Annotated in this window: 15 protein-coding genes; 2 read left to right on the forward strand and 13 right to left on the reverse strand. The window is 34.3% G+C overall.

Annotated elements, in window-relative coordinates; translation table 11 throughout:
• Positions 1-83 precede the first annotated feature (83 nt).
• On the forward strand, positions 84-713 hold the full coding sequence (locus M666_RS02215) for an SDR family oxidoreductase (protein WP_029444924.1): 630 nt from the start codon (positions 84-86) through the stop codon (positions 711-713).
• A gap of 4 nt (positions 714-717) precedes the next feature.
• Here M666_RS02215 and M666_RS02220 read toward each other — a convergent pair whose 3' ends face one another.
• The 8 genes from M666_RS02220 to abc-f all read right to left on the reverse strand — a co-directional run bounded on the left by M666_RS02220 (position 718) and on the right by abc-f (position 11,717).
• On the reverse strand, positions 718-900 hold the full coding sequence (locus M666_RS02220) for a CPXCG motif-containing cysteine-rich protein (RefSeq protein WP_029444925.1): 183 nt from the start codon (positions 898-900) through the stop codon (positions 718-720).
• 1 nt (position 901) lies between these two features.
• The gene (locus M666_RS02225) at positions 902-2,251 is read right to left on the reverse strand and encodes a TolC family protein (RefSeq protein ID WP_029444926.1); all 1,350 of its coding nucleotides are present in this window, start codon (positions 2,249-2,251) and stop codon (positions 902-904) included.
• Positions 2,251-5,475: an efflux RND transporter permease subunit gene (locus M666_RS02230; protein ID WP_029444927.1), complete on the reverse strand. Its 3,225-nt coding sequence runs from the start codon at positions 5,473-5,475 to the stop codon at positions 2,251-2,253. Before M666_RS02230 ends, M666_RS02225 begins: the two co-directional genes overlap by 1 nt.
• The gene (locus tag M666_RS02235) at positions 5,475-6,605 is read right to left on the reverse strand and encodes an efflux RND transporter periplasmic adaptor subunit (protein ID WP_024478953.1); all 1,131 of its coding nucleotides are present in this window, start codon (positions 6,603-6,605) and stop codon (positions 5,475-5,477) included. The genes M666_RS02230 and M666_RS02235 overlap by 1 nt, the downstream gene beginning before the upstream one ends.
• 163 nt (positions 6,606-6,768) lie before the next feature.
• Positions 6,769-7,653, reverse strand: a complete 885-nt coding sequence (locus tag M666_RS02240; protein WP_029444928.1) for a leucine-rich repeat domain-containing protein — start codon at positions 7,651-7,653, stop codon at positions 6,769-6,771.
• 170 nt (positions 7,654-7,823) lie between these two features.
• Entirely contained in the window at positions 7,824-8,711 is an 888-nt protein-coding gene (locus M666_RS02245) for a leucine-rich repeat domain-containing protein (protein WP_025613736.1), read from the reverse strand.
• Positions 8,712-8,731: 20 nt separating this feature from the next.
• On the reverse strand, positions 8,732-9,631 hold the full coding sequence (locus tag M666_RS02250) for a leucine-rich repeat domain-containing protein (protein ID WP_039325024.1): 900 nt from the start codon (positions 9,629-9,631) through the stop codon (positions 8,732-8,734).
• Between the two features lie 169 nt (positions 9,632-9,800).
• Positions 9,801-11,717 (reverse strand): ribosomal protection-like ABC-F family protein, encoded by a 1,917-nt coding sequence (gene abc-f / locus M666_RS02255; RefSeq protein WP_025613738.1) that lies wholly within the window; start codon positions 11,715-11,717, stop codon positions 9,801-9,803.
• Between the two features lie 90 nt (positions 11,718-11,807).
• On the opposite strand from abc-f, the gene M666_RS02260 reads away from it, so the two are divergent.
• On the forward strand, positions 11,808-12,212 hold the full coding sequence (locus tag M666_RS02260; protein ID WP_029444930.1) for a DUF983 domain-containing protein: 405 nt from the start codon (positions 11,808-11,810) through the stop codon (positions 12,210-12,212).
• Here the strand turns inward: M666_RS02260 and M666_RS02265 are convergent.
• The 5 genes from M666_RS02265 to porK all read right to left on the reverse strand — a co-directional run bounded on the left by M666_RS02265 (position 12,209) and on the right by porK (position 18,085).
• The gene (locus tag M666_RS02265; protein ID WP_029444931.1) at positions 12,209-13,276 is read right to left on the reverse strand and encodes an NAD(P)/FAD-dependent oxidoreductase; all 1,068 of its coding nucleotides are present in this window, start codon (positions 13,274-13,276) and stop codon (positions 12,209-12,211) included. The genes M666_RS02260 and M666_RS02265 overlap by 4 nt on opposite strands.
• Positions 13,277-13,362: 86 nt before the next feature.
• Positions 13,363-14,265: a type IX secretion system ring subunit PorN/GldN gene (gene porN / locus M666_RS02270; protein WP_024478960.1), complete on the reverse strand. Its 903-nt coding sequence runs from the start codon at positions 14,263-14,265 to the stop codon at positions 13,363-13,365.
• Between the two features lie 103 nt (positions 14,266-14,368).
• Positions 14,369-15,928, reverse strand: coding sequence for a type IX secretion system motor protein PorM/GldM (gene porM / locus M666_RS02275; protein ID WP_029444932.1), 1,560 nt, complete (start codon positions 15,926-15,928; stop codon positions 14,369-14,371).
• Positions 15,929-15,983: 55 nt separating this feature from the next.
• The gene (gene porL, locus M666_RS02280; protein WP_024478962.1) at positions 15,984-16,637 is read right to left on the reverse strand and encodes a type IX secretion system motor protein PorL/GldL; all 654 of its coding nucleotides are present in this window, start codon (positions 16,635-16,637) and stop codon (positions 15,984-15,986) included.
• Between the two features lie 80 nt (positions 16,638-16,717).
• On the reverse strand, positions 16,718-18,085 hold the full coding sequence (porK, locus tag M666_RS02285) for a T9SS ring complex lipoprotein PorK/GldK (protein WP_024478963.1): 1,368 nt from the start codon (positions 18,083-18,085) through the stop codon (positions 16,718-16,720).
• Between the last annotated feature and the right edge of the window lie 15 nt (positions 18,086-18,100).

Here is an 18,100-nt window from a genome sequence, read left to right on the forward strand (position 1 = left end):
TCTCTTAAATGCATTAAACAAGTATTTGTTTACGGCAAGCTCCTTTCCATACATCCTGTACTTTTACCTTCTAAAATAATGTTATGGAAAATATATTAGTAGCTGGTGCCAACGGTACCACTGGAAAAAAAATAGTAAACTTATTAGCACAATCTCAATACTTTAATCCTGTAGCCATGGTTCGTAAAGAATCTCAAATGGAACAATTTAAAGCGAAAAATATTGAAGTAATTTTAGGAGATTTAGAACAAGATATAAGCAATAGCACCAATAATATTGATAAAGTAATATTTGCAGCCGGGTCTGGTGGTAAAAAAGTAGTAGCGGTAGATCAAGAGGGCGCTAAGAAACTGGTAGATGCTTCTAAAGCTAGCAATGTAAAGAAGTTTGTGATGCTAAGCTCTATGGGCGCTGATCAGCCAGAAAAGGCTGAGAAGTTAAAAGACTATTTACAAGCAAAGCATAATGCCGATGTACATTTAAAAAATAGCGGACTTAACTTTGCTATTGTACGCCCAGGAAGCCTTACAGACAATAAAGGTATAGGTAAAATAGTACTTTCAGAACATTTATCTCAAGAGGGAAACATCAGTAGAGATGATGTGGCACAAACACTAGTACGTGCCCTACATGACGATGTAGCGAACCATAAAACATTTGAAATACTAGAGGGCGAAACTTTAATTGGTCAAGCCTTAGATACAGTAGAATAAGTATTTACTGTTCAATATCGTTTGCAGAAAACCCTACGAGCTCATGTTCCTGAAATTCAGGCGTGAGCTCTATTGGATTACAACAAACTTCACAATCTTCTATGTACGTTTGTTGCCGTACCGAAGCATCTAACAGCATAGAAATCTCCTCCCAGCAATAAGGACACTGAAAAAAATGCTCGTACATCTTAGAAATTTATATTTAATAGCTGACCCGTTAATTGCAAAAGCTGCAGCTCTGCTAGCTTAGCATCATATTTTGCTAGATTTTTATTGGTCTCAGCATTCAATAAATTAATTTGAGCCTGTCTAAACTCTATGGAAGTAATTCTCCCCAATTGAAATTGTTCTTTTGAACGCTCAAAATTATTTTCATTGGTAATTACCGCTTGCCCTTGAATTTTGAAAATATTTAATAAATTTTTATAGACGGTATGTGCGTTCTGTATATCTCTTTCTACTTCTAAAGCCACTTGTTGCTTTACCAGCTCTTGATTTTCATAGGTAATCTTTGCATTCCTTACTGCTACCGTAGTCTTACCTCCATCAAACAAATTCCATGATAAACTAGCACCTAGTCCTAAATTGTATGTGGTATTATTTGTCCCCGGAAAGAAGGCAGAAGCAGCACTTTGGTTTAAATTCCAACCATAAGAGCCCGTAAGACCTACCGTTGGTAAATAGCCCGATTTACTCACCTTAATATCATATTCATTAATCTTTAGATTTCGTTCGGTTTGCAATAAAGCAACATTGTTCTCTATAGACTGCTCTAAGTATTCTTCTAACTTCAGGGATGGAATAAATGTTAGCGTAGTATCTACTTGAAAATCCTCTTCTAATTTCTGATTCAAAACAACATTTAAATCGCGTTTCGCATTAATCAATTGCTGTTCCACATTTAAAAGTGCAATACTATCATTGGTCACATCTACCTGAGCATTTAAAATATCCAATTTGGTATTCTGCCCGTATTCAAAAGAATATTCTGCCCGCTTAAATCTATCTTTAGAAATTTCTAATGCTTGTTTTAAAACATTATTATTTTCTGTTAATCTAGCCACGTCAAAGTAAACACTAAACAACTGTAAAAGCGTGTTTTCAATAGTTTCTCTAGCTTGCAATTCACTTAATTGATATTGTTCTTTGAGTCGCTTATAATTATATAAACGCCCCATGCCATCAAAAAGCGTATAGTTTAAATTTAAAGCAGAACTATAGCGCTGTGCCTCTGCCTTATCTATTTCAACATCTGCACGAACCGAGTTATCATCATTGAGTTGCCCTGGGAATTCTATGGTAGAATCATCACGACTGTAACTAGCATTTGCAGTACCCGTAAGGGTCGGCAAATATCCAGAATTCAATATCCCTTGATTATTGTCTGCAATTGCTACTTGATTGCCTGCTATTTTTATTCCAAAATTGTTCTCAAGAGCCTTCTTCATAGCCTCATCTCTGGTCAGAAGTTTTTCTTGACTAAAAACAGCTGTGTAAGCACTTAAAAAAAGTACTGCTATAATGATCTTTTTTCCCATTATTCTTTATGATTCAATTCTCCTCTTAAATGTTTTTCTTCTTCAAGCTCTTTAATTGCTCGTTCTACCTCTTCATTGGTTACTTTATTACCAGTAACTAACCATTTACCAGAAACTTTAATTCTATTGGCAAAGGATAAGAATAGCGGTAACATCAATAAGGTTAACACGGTTGCAAATGCAATACCGTATGCAATAGAAATTGCCATAGGCTTTAAGAATTGCGCCTGTCTACTTTTTTCCAAAAGAAGTGGTGCTAGTCCTGCTATAGTGGTAATAGAAGTTAAAAATATAGCTCTAAACCTAGATTTCCCAGCTTCATACATTGCATCGTCAAACTTCATCCCTTCACGTAGGTTTACATTAAATTTCCCAATAAGCACCAAACCATCATTCACCATAATTCCTATCAAGGCTATAATTCCTAGCATAGAAAGGATATTTATAGGAAAATCATGAACCCAGTGTCCCCAGGCTACTGCGGTTAAACTAAACGGAATTAAAAGTAACAACATTAAAGGTTGGCTAAAACTTCTAAACGTAAAGGCTATCGTGATATAAATTAGTGCAAGAACAGACAATCCTACAAATTGAAGCGAAGACAACAGCTTGTTTGCTTCTCTATTTTGCCCTTCATAAGAAGCAGATACCGTTGGATATTTAGAGTGAATATCTGGCATGATGGTGTTTTCTATTTCTAGCATCACATCGGTTGCACTTGTTTCCTTACTATTTTTTAAATCGGCTGTGATTTGTATTTCACGTTGTCCTTCAAGGTGATTGATTGCGACATCTCCACGCTCTATGGTGTAGGTTGCTATTTCCTTTAGAGGAACCTTATCACCTGTAGGTGTTGTTATCCTCATATCATCTAAATCATTAATAGATGACCTGTTTGCTCTATCATAACGCACCCATACCTTAATCTCATCTTGCCCACGTTGAAAACGTTGGGCTTGTGTTCCAAAGAATCCTGCACGAACCTGATTCATAATTGTCCGTAAATCTAATCCTAGCAAATAGGCATTTTCTTTAAGTTCTAACTTAATTTCTTTGATCCCTGCCGGATCATTATCCGCAACATCTTTTAGCGTAGCATTATTCTCTAGTATGGTTTTAAGTTCTTTTTTTGCAGCCTTTAATTCCTCTATATTATTTCCTAATAAAGAAACAGCTACCGGACTTCCTCCAAAATTTCCACCAGAACCAAAAATAAGGCTTTCTACGCCAATAACAGGCCCTACTAATTCTCGTAATCTATTGGTAACCAATTCTGAAGAAATTTCATCTGGCCGTTCTTCTCCTGGCAATAAATTTAAAGTTAATGATGCAGAAGAAGAACCGGGTCCTACTCTTCTGATCATATTATCAAATAAAATCTTGTCTGTACCTTTCAAGTACTTCTCTGTGAATTCTTGGTTGACAATTTCTGCTTTATCTTCTATTAAACTAATAATAGAATCTGTGATAATTTCATTAGTACCATTAGGCATCTCTAAAGAGATAGACACACGGTCACTAGCCACGTTCGGGAAGAATGTTGTTCTAATGATTCCCCCTCCGATAGCGCCAAAAGTTAAAATTAGGCCTATCGCAAAAAATGAAAAGAACAATATTTTGTATTCTAAAGCAAAACGTAAAGCCGGACCATATAATTTGTCCCGCATCCAGTTCATAAAGCGATCTCCTGCCTGATTGATGACACGTAACTTAGCAAACGCTTCCGCTAATTTTGATTTAGGCTTGGAGTCTAAAGGCTGTAATGCCTTAGAATGTGCAAGGTGAGCCGGAAGAATTATCAATGCTTCTACCAAAGACACCACCAAGGTGAGAATTACCACCACGGAGACCTCCCCAAAAAATTCGCCAATTCTACCATCTAAAAATAAGAAGATTGAAAATGCTAGAAGGGTGGTAATAATTGCAGAGACAATAGGAGGAATAACTTCCATTGTACCATCTATGGCTGCTTGTATGGGTGTTTTCCCTTTCTCATAGTGTTGATAAATATTCTCAGCGATAACAATACCATCATCTACCAAAATACCGATAACTATAATCATCCCAAATAGCGATAATACATTTATGGTAACATCAAAAAAGCCTGCAAAAATAAACATCCCTAAGAAAGAGATTGGCAATCCAAAAGCTACCCAAAATGCAAGTCTTGTATTTAAGAATAAAGATAAAAATACAAGTACTAAAATCATCCCAACAATAGCATTCTCCGTAAGTAACTCCGTACGTTGCACTAAAGTTTTAGACTGATCACTCACTACATTGAGTTGTACATTATTGTACTTATGATTAAACTCTTCAATATATTCTTTAACCTTCTCCGCAGAGGAGATCAAATCTTCCGTATTTGTACTGGTTATAGAACAATTTACAGCTAAATTTCCGTTGAAATAAGACGCATTCGGGCTCTCTTCAAAACGATCTCTGACGATAGCTACGTCTTTTAAACGAACTGTTTGACCTGAACTTTCTGCCCTTATGATTAAATTAGAAATCTCGTCCCCATAATAAGACCTATTATTAGCGCGAATCAGATATTCTTCCGTACTGGTTTTTATATTACCCCCCGTTACTAATATATTGGCATTTGCCACAGCTTGCGCTACATCATCAAATGAAATATTATACGCAAGCAAGCTATTTTCATTGACCGCTATTTCTATTTCTTCATTTGGGTATCCAGACATTTCTATTTGAGAAACACCTTCTATAGCCCTCACGTCATTTTCAACCTGCCTACCTATTTGCTTTAAGGTAGCTAACGGAATGTCTTTACCACTGATTGCAAAACTAATTGTCTGCCTAACGGCCTCTAACTTAGAAACCACTAAAGGCTCCATTCCCGTTGGGAAAGAAGGTACTCTATCTACTGCATTTTTAACTTCAAGCAGCATAAAGTCTACATCTCTTCCTTTCTCTATCTCTACATTAATAGAACCGCTATTTTCTCTTGAAGTAGAGGTTACACGATCTACACCTTCTAAACCTTTTAAGTTATCCTCGATTTTTAAAACAATACCCTCTTCAACCTCTTGAGGAGAGGCTCCCGGATATACTACGGAGATTGTAATGTTTTTAGAATCTGTAAGTGGAAAGAAGGATGATTTTAAAGAAAAAGCTCCTACGGCACCGAATATCGTAATCGCAATAAGAAATACGGTTACGGCTACATGATATTTTATGAAATATGCTATTATATTTCTCATTACTTTGTTGGGTTTTCAGATTCATTTTCTAAAACTTTAACCAACATACCTGCATAAGCACCAACCACGGGCTTTGAAACAATGACGGTTCCGTCTGGCACTTCTTTTAAAACCACTTTTTTATCCGAATAGTATACGGGTTTTACTTCTATTAAATCTAAAATAGAATCTCTTACTACAAAAATTTGATCACTTTCTAACAGTAAGCCCCTATTAATTTCTATTGCATTTTCTTCTTTCTTAGCATCTAATTTTGCTTCTAAATACATGCCTTCTTTTAAACGCTTATCTTTTACTTCTATAAATGCCTTTATAGTTTGTGAAGCTTGATCTACACTCCCATTTATTCGTGTAACTACGCCTGTATATTCTGCTGTACCTTCTAAGTTTACCAAATTTACTTTCTCTCCAATTTTAAGTAAATCACTGTAGGTCTTACTTATAGAAACTTCTAATTCATATACCTCTGTATTTATGAACTCTCCTAATTTTTGTCCTGAACGAATTAAGGTTCCCTCTGTAACCAAGGCTTCTGTAAGCACACCATCAAACGGCGCAGAAATTCTGTACTTACTTAATCGTTGCTCTAAATTCTTTACATTATAAAAACTCGTTAAAATACCACGACCACTGATAAAATATTTTTCTTTCTCTGAAGACAATTCCGGTAAGGCTGGGGTAGTAGCATCCATATCAAACCCACTTAAATAGGCTTGCCATTTATCAAATATCTCTGGGTAGTCCAAACGTAAATCTGGCATAATAGACGTTATCAAATTATATAAGTTACTTTTTGCAGACTGAACACTTGCTGCATACTCCGCCGCATCTATTCTAATGATTGCCTCGCCTTTTCTGTAAGTTTCGCCTGCCTTAAATAATTTATTGTTCCCTCTGAAAACACCTTGAACCTCAGCGTACAATTCTACACGCCTTTTTGCTATGATAGTTCCATTAGCAGGAACAACAATTGCAACCGTCCCATTTTTTACTTTTTCAGTAAAAACCGACTTAATAACTTTCTCAGGTTTTGGTTTAGAAGTAGTTTTACTATCTACGATAGCACTAGCAATAAAAACAGAAGCTACTATTAAAAGCACTCCTAAAATTGATATTATAATTTTTCTCATGAGTTTATTCTGGTTGGAATTGTATTGGACTACAAAACTATCCATTAGTTTAAGCTAGTTTAGTTAAACATTTCTTAAAAAAAATGATAACTACCACTATATCCTGCTACAAAAAAAGGGATGCAAATTTTGCATCCCTTTTTTTGATCTAGATTTTTAACTTTTATTCTAAGATTAGCTCTTCTCCTTTAGTGTTTGCTTCAGGAACCAGCTCTAATTCAAATAAATCAGCACCTTTCTGTAGCGCTAAACTATCTGTATTTAATGTAATTAACCGCTCCTTATTTATATTTTTTAGACTATCAAAAGAGTCAAAATTGTTGCCTTGAAGCTGTAAATATTTTAAATCTCCTAGCACATCTATACCTTCAGGTACAGGCCCATAAAATTTATTATATGCTAAAGTAATTTCATACAATTTTGGTAATTTATCAAAATTGAGCCCAATAACACCACTCAATTTGTTACCAAATAAGCCTAAAACCTCCAAGTTACATAAGCCCCCAAAAGACAGCGGAATAGTGCCTTCTAAATAATTTCCAGAAAGATTTATAACTTTCAGGCTTTTGATGGTGCCAAGACTTTCCGGAATTACCCCGGTGAACGCATTGTTATATAGAGATAATATCTCTAATTGCTGTAATTGATTGATCGTAGAGGGAATTTGATTTCTGAAATTATTCATTTCAAGACTAATCTCTTTTAATTCCACCAAACCTAAAAGCTCTTTTGGAAAATTACCTTTTAAATTATTTAAAGATAAATTTAAAATTTCTAGCTTTTTTAAATTCGAAATTTCCTTAGGAAGTATTCCTGTTAAGTTATTTCGTCCTAATTCAATCCCAACTACATGATTTTCTTTGATTCTTACGCCGTACCATTCCGTGACGGGTTGTGATAAGTCCCATTGAATATTCCACTGAGCACCTTTAGTAGCAGTAAATAATGACAATAATGCGTTCTTTTCATCATCAGGAATTTGCGCTTTCGAGATGAAACAATACGAACACAAAAAAACAAATAATAACTTTTTGCTTATTGGTTTCATGATTTGGTCAATACATTTAAACAAAAGGATATGTTGTGAAACACCTTTCATTTATGGTTTATAAATAGGTTACGTAAAGTCTATAACGTAAAATCTATCTATTTATGATAAATGTATAAAAAAAGAGGTACTCTACAGTACCTCTTTTTCTTTAATTTAGTTTATAATCCCTAATTATCGGTGTCATCCTCAAACTTGGTATCGGCCATTCTTGTTGTATATTTCTTTATATCCTTAAATTTAGGAGAGGTTTCAATTTTCTCTTCGTCAAAATCAAATACCAATAGACTATTTATTTTTAGACTGCTAATATCTTCAAAAGAATCAAAGCCATTATTCTGTATTTGAAAAATTTCTAAACTCGCCAATTGCCCTACTTCTTTAGGTATAGCCCCGTTTAATTTATTATTTGCCAACACTAACTCTTTTAACTTCCCTAAGTTCCCTAGCTCTGAAGGCATTACGCCTTGTAAGCCATTTTCAAACAAACCTAAAGATTCTAAGTGCTCTAAATTTCCTATAGAAGATGGTATAGCTCCTTTAAAATTATTACTTGATAGATTTAAAGTCCTAAGTGTTTTTAATTCTCCAATGCTGTTTGGTATTTCTCCTGATAAAAAATTATTAAAAGCAGTTAATTCTTGTAAGGAAACCATTTTACCTAAATTTTCTGGCAAAGAACCTTTTAATCTATTCATTTCTAATTTTAGAATGATTAAATTTTCTAAGGCGCTAATTTCCGAAGGTAATACCCCTGTTAATTGGTTAAACGCTAAATTTAATTCTGTTAAGTTTTTTAAAGCGCCAATACTTGCGGGCAATACACCGCTAAGGTTATTATGAAACAGATTTACTTTTATTACCTGATCATTTTTTACGGTTACACCGTGCCAATTACTCACAGGACTGTTTAAATCCCAGGTCGTATTCCAACCTTGACCATCTGTTTGCGTGTATAGGTCTATCAAAGCATCTTTTTCTGCTTTAGAAATTTCAGCATACGAATTAAAACTTCCGAATACTGCAATTATCAAAAATGTCTTTATCATGTTTTTCATAGCTATGATACTTAACTTAATTAATTTTTTTCCTCTTCATCTTCAAACTTCGCCTTTGCTGTACGCGTATTAGAATCTAAATAAAGATCTTTTAAATTTCTTTTACTGTAGGATACATTGGTCTTGCCATCAAAGTCAAACACAACCAAACTAGAAGCCGTAGAAGAAAAATCTGCCAAGAAATTTACTTCAAAGTTATTTTTCTGAATCTGCAAAACTTCTAAATTTTGCATCTTTAAGATCTCTGACGGAAATTTATTTGAGAATGAATTATTTGCGATGGCTAATATTTTTAGCCCTTGTAATGCACTTAAGTTTTTAGGAAGGTCACCCATTAAATTATTTTCAGAAAGCTCTAAGCGCTCTAAATTGGATAAGCTACTAATTGATTCAGGTAGTTTCCCTTCAATTCTATTATCTGAAAGTGAGATTACTCTTAACCGAGACAATGAACCAAGAACCTCTGGCAATGCCCCAGATATATTATTGTGATACAAATCTAAATGCTCTAATTTTTTTAAAGCTCCAATTTCATTTGGAATTGCACCTTGAAGTTTGTTTTTACCTAGCCTTAAAACCTCTAAGTTTGTTAATTGAAACAAGCCAACTGGTAATTGCCCTTCTATAGTATTAAAAGCTAGATTTAAAATTTTCAAATACTTCAAATCTCCAATACTAGAAGGAAGTACCCCCGTCAAGTTATTATTAAATAGCGTAATAGCAACAACATGATTATCTTCTATAACCACACCGTCCCATTTAGAAACTTTCGTAACTAAGTTCCAAGAAGTTTTCCATCCATCGCCATTTGTACTTTCATATAAATCTACAAGTGCCTTTTTCTCTGCTTTAGGAATAGCAAATACACCTGTTGTGAATAACAGAATTACCAATAGTGATTTCCAAATTTTAATGGTCATACGCTAAATTTTAAAAATACTCCTTTAAACATCTATAGGAATACTCCTACAAATTTAGAATATTATGTCGTACGATACAGAAGAATTCGATGAACTACATGTAAATCATCCATTTACGTTGTGAAACTACGATAATCTGTAGTATATAGAAGATGATTGGTAAAATTGCTTATGAAAATTCTTCTAATTTTATAGTAATTTCCTCCCATTGCTCCATTAGTTGCTTCAAAGTCTTCTTCTTTTTCTCGTAAGATTCAAAAAAGTTTGGTTTTGCAATGGTCGCTTCGTAATTGTTTACTAAGTCTTTGTCTATTTGTTTTATTTCTTTTTCTAATTGCGAAATAGTACTTTCAACCGAGCTTAATTTATTGTTAAGAGATTTTAGCTTTTTTTGATCTTCATAACTTATTTCTGTAGCAACTACCTTTTTAACTTTCTGTTTAACCTGGACCTGCTTTTTCTCTATTTCTCTAAAATCTTCAACTTTACGCTGCTCTAAATAGAAATCTATATCTCCAAGATATTCCTTTATTGCACCGTCTTTAAATTCGTAAACATTACTCGTTAAGCCTTGTAAAAAATCTCTATCGTGAGAAACTAAGATTAAAGTACCTTCAAAACTTTGAAGTGCTTGCTTCAAAACATTTTTAGATTTTATATCCAAGTGGTTGGTAGGCTCATCCATTACTAATACGTTAAAAGGCTGTAAAAGCATTTTAGCCAGCGCTAAACGGTTCCGTTCTCCTCCTGATAGTACTTTCACATATTTATCTACCTCATCGCCTCTAAAGAGAAAAGAACCAAGTATATCCCGAACCTTACTTCTATTAGTCTCGTTGGCCGCATCAATCATCGTATTTAGTATCGTTTTATTCCCATCTAAATATTCTGCTTGGTTTTGAGCAAAGTATCCTATTTGAACATTGTGCCCTAGCTTTAAACGTCCTTGATACTCTAATTCTCCAACAATGATTTTAGCCAAGGTAGATTTCCCTTGACCGTTCTGCCCAACGAAAGCAGTCTTAATATCGCGTTCTATCAATAAATCTATATTGTTAAGAACCTCTTTTTCCCCATAATGCTTAGACAGATCTTCAATTTCTACCACCACTCTACCTGGAGTTACGGATATCGGAAATTTAAGATTCATAACGCTATTGTCATCCTCATCGACTTCTATGCGGTCTAGCTTGTCTAATTTTTTAATTAAAGACTGTGCCATCGTTGCCTTTGAAGCTTTTGCTCTAAACTTTTCTATTAACTTCTCTGTTTGCTGTATTTGTTTTTCCTGATTTCTTTGCGCACTTAATTGCTGCTCTTGAATCTCCTTACGAAGCACTAAAAACTCAGAGTAAGGTTTATTATAATCGTAAATTCTCCCTAATGAAATTTCAATAGTTCTATTGGTAACATTATCTAAGAACATTTTATCATGCGATACAATAGCCACAGCGCTAGAGCTACCTCTTAAAAATTGCTCTAGCCAAATAATAGATTCTATATCTAAGTGGTTGGTAGGCTCATCTAAAAGCAATACATCATTATTCTGCAACAATAATTTTGCCAACTCAATACGCATACGCCATCCACCAGAAAATGTATCTGTATGTTTATTAAAATCTTCTCTTTTAAAGCCTAAACCTTGTAATATCTTTTCTGTTTCCCCTTGGTAATTATACCCCCCTAAAATTTCATAGTGGTGTGTGATATCACTTAAGTCTTCTATAAGTTTTGAATATCCATCACTTTCATAATCCGTACGCTCCGCAAGTTGCTCATTGGTGTAGGCTAATTTTTTTTCTAAAGCGATAATTTCTTCAAATGCTTGATAAGCCTCTTCTAAAACTGTTCTTCCTTGCTCAAAATCTAAATCTTGCTTTAAAAAACCAATACGCACTTCTTTATCGGAAGCGATAATACCCGTATCTGGTTGCATTTCTTTAGACAACAATTTTAATAAGGTAGATTTTCCTGCCCCGTTTTTACCAATTAGGCCAACTCTATCGCCAGTATTTAAGCGAAATGAAATTTCTTCAAATAGATATTCGCCAGCGAATGAAACAGAAAGATTATGAATATTAAGCATGTAGTATTTTTATTTTCTTTATTAGTTTTTTGTGACTTTAGTTACATAAGAAGACCTCCTAAAATCTTATTTTTGCTAAAACTTTTGCAAATGTTAAAAAAAGGAAACAAACTCTACAGTATTTTAACAGGAACTTGTCCTAAATGTCAAAATGAGAGCATGTATGTGGACAAAAACCCTTTTCATTTGACCAAAATTTTTAAAATGCATGAGCGTTGCTCTCATTGTGGCACTAAATACAAAATAGAACCTTCTTTTTTTTATGGTGCAATGTATGTTAGTTATGGTGTTGGAATTGCTTTTGCTGTAGCCGCTTTTGTTATCACATTTTTATTTATGGGTACTGGATTAAAAACTAGTTTTTTTGCAATCATGAGCACGTTAGTTGTTTTCATGCCACTTATCATGCGTTTATCTCGTAATATATGGATCAATATGTTTATCAGTTATGATCCTAGTGCGATTGTAAATCATGACAAAAAAACCACCTCTTAATTTCTTTGTTTTTTCTGATAGTATTTTTTAGTAAAACGCGCACTATTCATCTCGGGATGAATTGCAGTAGCATGCTCAATAAATTGGTATAAGGAGGCGGATGCTGTTGGCGCAATCATAACTCCTCTAGAGCCAAAACCATTTAAAATAAATAACTTATCCTCCTCTGGGTGCTGCCCTACTAAAGGTCTACGATCTGCTACCGTTGGGCGAATACCTGCCACATGATCTACAACCTCGTATTTGCAAGTCAAAAACGTTTCTAGCTTTTCTAGAAGTTCTTGTTTAGATTCTGCCGTAGGTAAGTTTGTTTTATCTTTCCATTTATACGTGGCCCCTACTCGGTATAAATCATCTCCTAACGGAATGATAAACACAGATGATTTTATAACATTCTCTTCCTTTAGATCTGGGGCCTTTATCGTTAGTAATTCTCCCTTAGTACCATTTAAAGGTAAGTAGTTAAAAAATGGATTCTCATGCAGGCCAAATCCTGTTGCAAAAATGATTCTTTTTGCCGCTATGCCTTGATATGCTATATGATCTGCTTTTATTTCCAGTGCCTCGTAATCAAAAGTCTCTTGTTGCAAGAGCATATTAGTCAAAAGGTATTTCTCATAACTAGCCAAAAGTACTTTGGTTGCGATCCTTCCGGTATAGTTTACTTCTCCATAGCCAAATGGAGCATCAATACATGTATTTTCGTTTTTTTTGATATTCGTCGCTAAAAAATACCCTAATTGAGGTTTATCTGAAGCTTCAAACCACATATTTTGCTCTTCGATAGAGGCGAATCTGCGCAGTACTGGAACTTTAAAATCTAACTGCGTATGTAACTTTTTAGCTAATTTCTCATAAAAAGGTAGTGCCGTTTCTAATTGCACTTTTGCATTCCATGCCAAGGTGAAACGTTTCAAAATTACTGGATTATATAAACCCCCTGCAACTACCGACGATGTTTGCGATTTATCTGCAATTACACGATATGTTTTATGATTTTCTTCCAGTTGTTCACAAAAAGAAATCCCTGCCAACCCAAGGCCTACAATTAAATAATCTATCATACTGCAAAGGTAGCTAATTGGCATAAAAAAAAGTCTTAACCATTGGCTAAGACTTTTTTGTTTTATGTTGAATTGGAATTTTTAAATTAATAACTCCACATATCTTGTTCCTTATCTCTAATTGTTTCTTTAATACGATTAGATTCTAGCAATTGGAATAAAGAGTTATCTGAAATGTAATCTTTAATAGCACGATCACCATAAACATTATCTTCTTTATAAATTGTTGCATTAAACCTTCTTGCATTTAACAACATATCAAAAGATATAGGTTGTGCAGAGTTTCTTTGATTAAATACTTTAGCTTCATGAAGAATTTGTCTTGCACTTGGGTACCATACCCAGAATAAGGCAACTTTGTTTTCTTCTTGATCCATAGACTCATCATCGATAAAGTTAACATCTGGAGCTCTTGGAGCAATACCTAGAAGTCTATATTTTAATTCGCCTTGACGCTTATCAAAATACCAAATACCTTTAACTAAGTACTCTTCTAAATCTGCAGCTGCTAAATCTCTTCTGTTAATGTATTCTGGAGATACTTGCTCACCTGCATTATATTGTTCATAACCATAATCGGTCGTATCAACTTTTTGCATTGTAGCTTGTAAGTCTGCGAATTCTCTTTTTTCAGTAAAATAAGAATCGGCATAGATATCTTTAATTTTACCGTTTTTAATGTTTTTAATTAAAACATCGTATAAAGATCTTCTATCAGAACCTATATCTACAGTATCAATTGGGTAGTATAGCGGAAAGTTAACTCTTTCATCTAAATCGATAACTTCCCATACTGTTTTTGACCATAGAATATCTCTATCATCAACATAACCGTATTCTAAAGGAGCGTCATTATCCTTCTCTATTTGAGATTCAGTCTTCTTACCTATCTCTTCCGGTCTTTTGGCATTTAATATGTTTGCCTGAGCCATTGTAGATATTGGCAATAAAGCTACCGCACCAATTAATAAAACATTTTTCCAATTCATTTTTAAAAATTTATTTGTTTTTACACCTTTACTGAAATTCGTTATAAGTCGTTTAGAATTTACGTTCTTATTAACTTATAACGCTTTTCAATAAATTTTATTACTAGTTTGTAAGTTCAACCACTACTGGTGATACTTTTTTCAACCTGTAAGACTTGTTATTTGTTATATAAGCTTCAATATCAAATATCTGAACAGCATCTCCACGACCAGCTCTTTTCAAAGCAGACTTAGCAGCACCATTTAATTTGTTACCACTAACTACCACTGTTGGTTGCCCAGGAACTTTAAATTTGAATCCACTTACAGCAAGATTTAAATCGAAATCGAAATCTTCTAATAATGCACCAACCGTAGATATTTCTAAGTTAGTTCTTGGCATTTTAGCTGAGTTAGTTTCTCCTCTAATAGATCCATTAGGTCTTGGAATATCTTTAATTCTGAATTCAGATTTAGAAGATACTACCTGTCCGTCAGGTAATTTACCAGATGCACTAATAGTAACTGATCTTCCAGTTCCAGGATTCATAACATAACTACTACCGCTACGCTTAGATAAACCTGCTGCATTAGCACTTACTTTATTATCAGGAATACCTGGTATAGATATAGACATTGGGTTAGCAACACCACGATATACTACATTCATTTTGTCAGCAGCAATTAAAGCAGCTCCTGGCTTAGAAATTGTAGCGAATGAATTATTCACTTCTACAGGAACTTCTGTACCATCTTGCATAAAGAAGATTGTACCTGCTACTACGTGATCTCCTGGGTTACCAGTACTGATCAACATTTTAACACCACCAGCTTCAAGCTTGTAATCTGTATCTGCTGTTAACTTCTTACCATCAAGAGTTAATTCTGCTCTAACAGGTGTAGAAGAGTTATCTGTTTTACTAATGATAATTTTACCATCATATTTTTCTCCAGAATAAAAAGCAGATTTAGATCCAAAAAGAGAAGTTTTAAAGTTTGTTAAAGAAACTTGATCTGTTAAGTTACCTTCTAACATCGATTTTAAAGCATCTTCTTCCGTAGACTTGATATCAGCTTGTAAAGCTGTAATTTTAGTTAAAGAAGCAATTAAAGGAAAGCCTTCATAATGGTAGTTTAACCAATCTTGCTTTGTCTTATCTTTCTTTTCAACTTTACCATTAGCATCACCAGTTTCAAATCTAGCAATAACAGATGATTTTAATTTAGCCGGTACTAATACTGAAACTTTAGAACGGTACTCTTCGATTTTTTTCATGAACTCTTTACCGCCTTCTGCCAAATTATCTCCTGCGAAGAATTTTTGATCTAAAAAGTCAGACTTATCCATTACTTGATAATCCTTTGGGTCTTCAACACCAGCAGTCATATCTTTCTTAAGAGCTTCTAAATAATCATAATACTCTTGAGATAATTTTTGTACTGTCTGTGCTTTTTTGAAATCTTCAGCGTATTTAGCTGCATCTTCGGAAGCCTTTGTTTCAAGACCATCTAAGAATGCTAAATTGTTATCTGAAGTTTTTTGGTTAGAAACTTCCATCTTCTCATTCATAAGACCGAATGCCGCTAGAACTTCTTTACTCATATTCAGGGCTAACATACAAATGAACACTAAGTACATTAAGTTAACCATTTTCTGACGTGGTGACTGTTTTCCTCCTGCCATGTTTTTCTAATTAAATTTTAGTTAATTTTTGGGGTTTGATTATTACTAAAACTAATTAGTTTCTTGTCATTGCAGATAACATACCACCGTATACTCCGTTAAGAGACGATAAGTTTGTAGATAACGATGCCATTTGGTCTTTTAAAGCTGTAGAATTCTGAACAACTTCTTCATTAATTGAAGCTTGTTTGCTAGCGCTTTCTAATTGTACTTTATATAGACTGTTTAAAGATTCCATTTGAGAAGCAGCTTGTACCATTTCATCAGAATACTTACGAGTAGATTCCATTGCATCTACTGTAGGAGCGATACCTTTTGCAGCACCTTCAAAGTTTCTAATGCTAGTTCCTAAGCTTTCCATTAAGCTTGCATCTACACCAGCTTCTTTTAATAAATCATCTAATTTTTTAGATAATGAAGCTTCTGATTCTTGTACTTCTGCAGCAACGCTGTTAGCTCTTGCAACACCTTCACCACCAGCTAATTCTGGGTATACTAAAGACCAATCATATTCGTCTTCTAATGGTTCAAATGCACTAATAGCAAAAATAAGTGCCTCTGTAATAAGACCAATTGCAAGAAGAACACCACCATTTAATGGTCCTAATTCCCAGTGTAAAATCTTGAATAATGCACCGATAATTACGATTGATGCTCCTAGCCCATAGGCCATGTTAAATAATTTCTTTGTTGCTTTTGACTGTGCCATAATTTTAATTTAATTTCAGGTTAATGTTAATAATAACGATTTGGTTTAATTTAATTCGACTTTATGTAAAATTTATTGTATTACTTATTTAAAGGCTTATTCTCTTCAACGCCCATGTAATCTTGTACGGTTCTAAATCCAATATAACTACGTGCTGAATCTTGATATTCGTAATCTCTTGTACTTACCTGTAGGAAATAAGCAACATCTTTCCAAGATCCTCCACGGATAACTTTTCTTGCATTTTGTCCAGAACCAGCATTCGGGTTCATTGTTGAAACATACTCGTAAGAGTTAGGATCATAACTAGAATCTGTCCATTCAGAAACGTTACCAGCCATATTATATAAGTTATAATCATTTGGCTCAAAAGATTTTGCTTCTACAGTATATAATGCTGTATCTGCGGCATAATCTCCACGTTGTGGTTTAAAGTTTGCCATAAAGCAACCGGTGTCACTTATCACATATGGTCCACCCCAAGGGTATGTTCCACTTTCAATACCACCTCTTGCTGCATATTCCCATTCTGCCTCTGTTGGTAATCTAAATTGATTTACAAACTGAGCTCCTTTAGATTTTTGATCATCATTCTTAAGCTTAGTTCTCCAGTTACAAAATGCTTTTGCTTGTTTCCAACTCACACCAACTACAGGATACTCACTGTAAGCGTCATGCCAGAAATAATCATTATGCATTGGTTCATTATAAGAGTATTCAAAATCTCGAATCCAAACCGTTGTATCTGGGTATATTTCTAATTCTTCTTGTTTAATGAAGTCTTTTCTACTACCCTTACCTTTAGCACGAGCAGCTGCCTCAATATCCATCCAAGAATACTTGTATTTTAATTGTGTTACGTCTATAGTACGTTGTCCATTATAAGCTTCTTCTTCAGAAATATATAATTTATCCATTACTTCAACATAATATTCATCTGGATACTCCGAAGTATCCCAAACTAAATCTTGATCAAGGTTTAACCCTCTACCTTCATATCCGGTATCACCCATTCCTGAGTAGTTATCAAGCATATACTTGTCATAAGATGATAATTTAGTGGTATCCGCATCTTTAAATGCATAGTCACCAATTCCTCCATCATCTGGACCTAAACCTAATTCATCTGCTAGGATGGCCAGCTTGGTTCTTACGATAGAATCTCGCACCCACTCTACAAATTGTCGGTATTCACTGTTCGTAATTTCTGTGTCGTCCATATAGAAAGAGCGTACAGTAACTGTTTTGGTTGGCGCGTTGAGAACTTTAGCCTGATCTTCTTCACTTTTACCCATAATATAGGATCCCTGGGGGATCAATTCCATACCATGAGGCTTTTCTGGATACCATTTTTTTCCTTGGACTCCAACTAGTTCTCCTTTTGTTTTAGATCCGCAACTGCTGAGTAAAACAACAAACGCTATAGATGATAACAATAGCTTCTTCATACTTAGGTTAAATTT

It is taken from the genome of Cellulophaga baltica 18, from assembly GCF_000468615.2.
GTDB classification, from domain to species: domain Bacteria; phylum Bacteroidota; class Bacteroidia; order Flavobacteriales; family Flavobacteriaceae; genus Cellulophaga; species Cellulophaga baltica.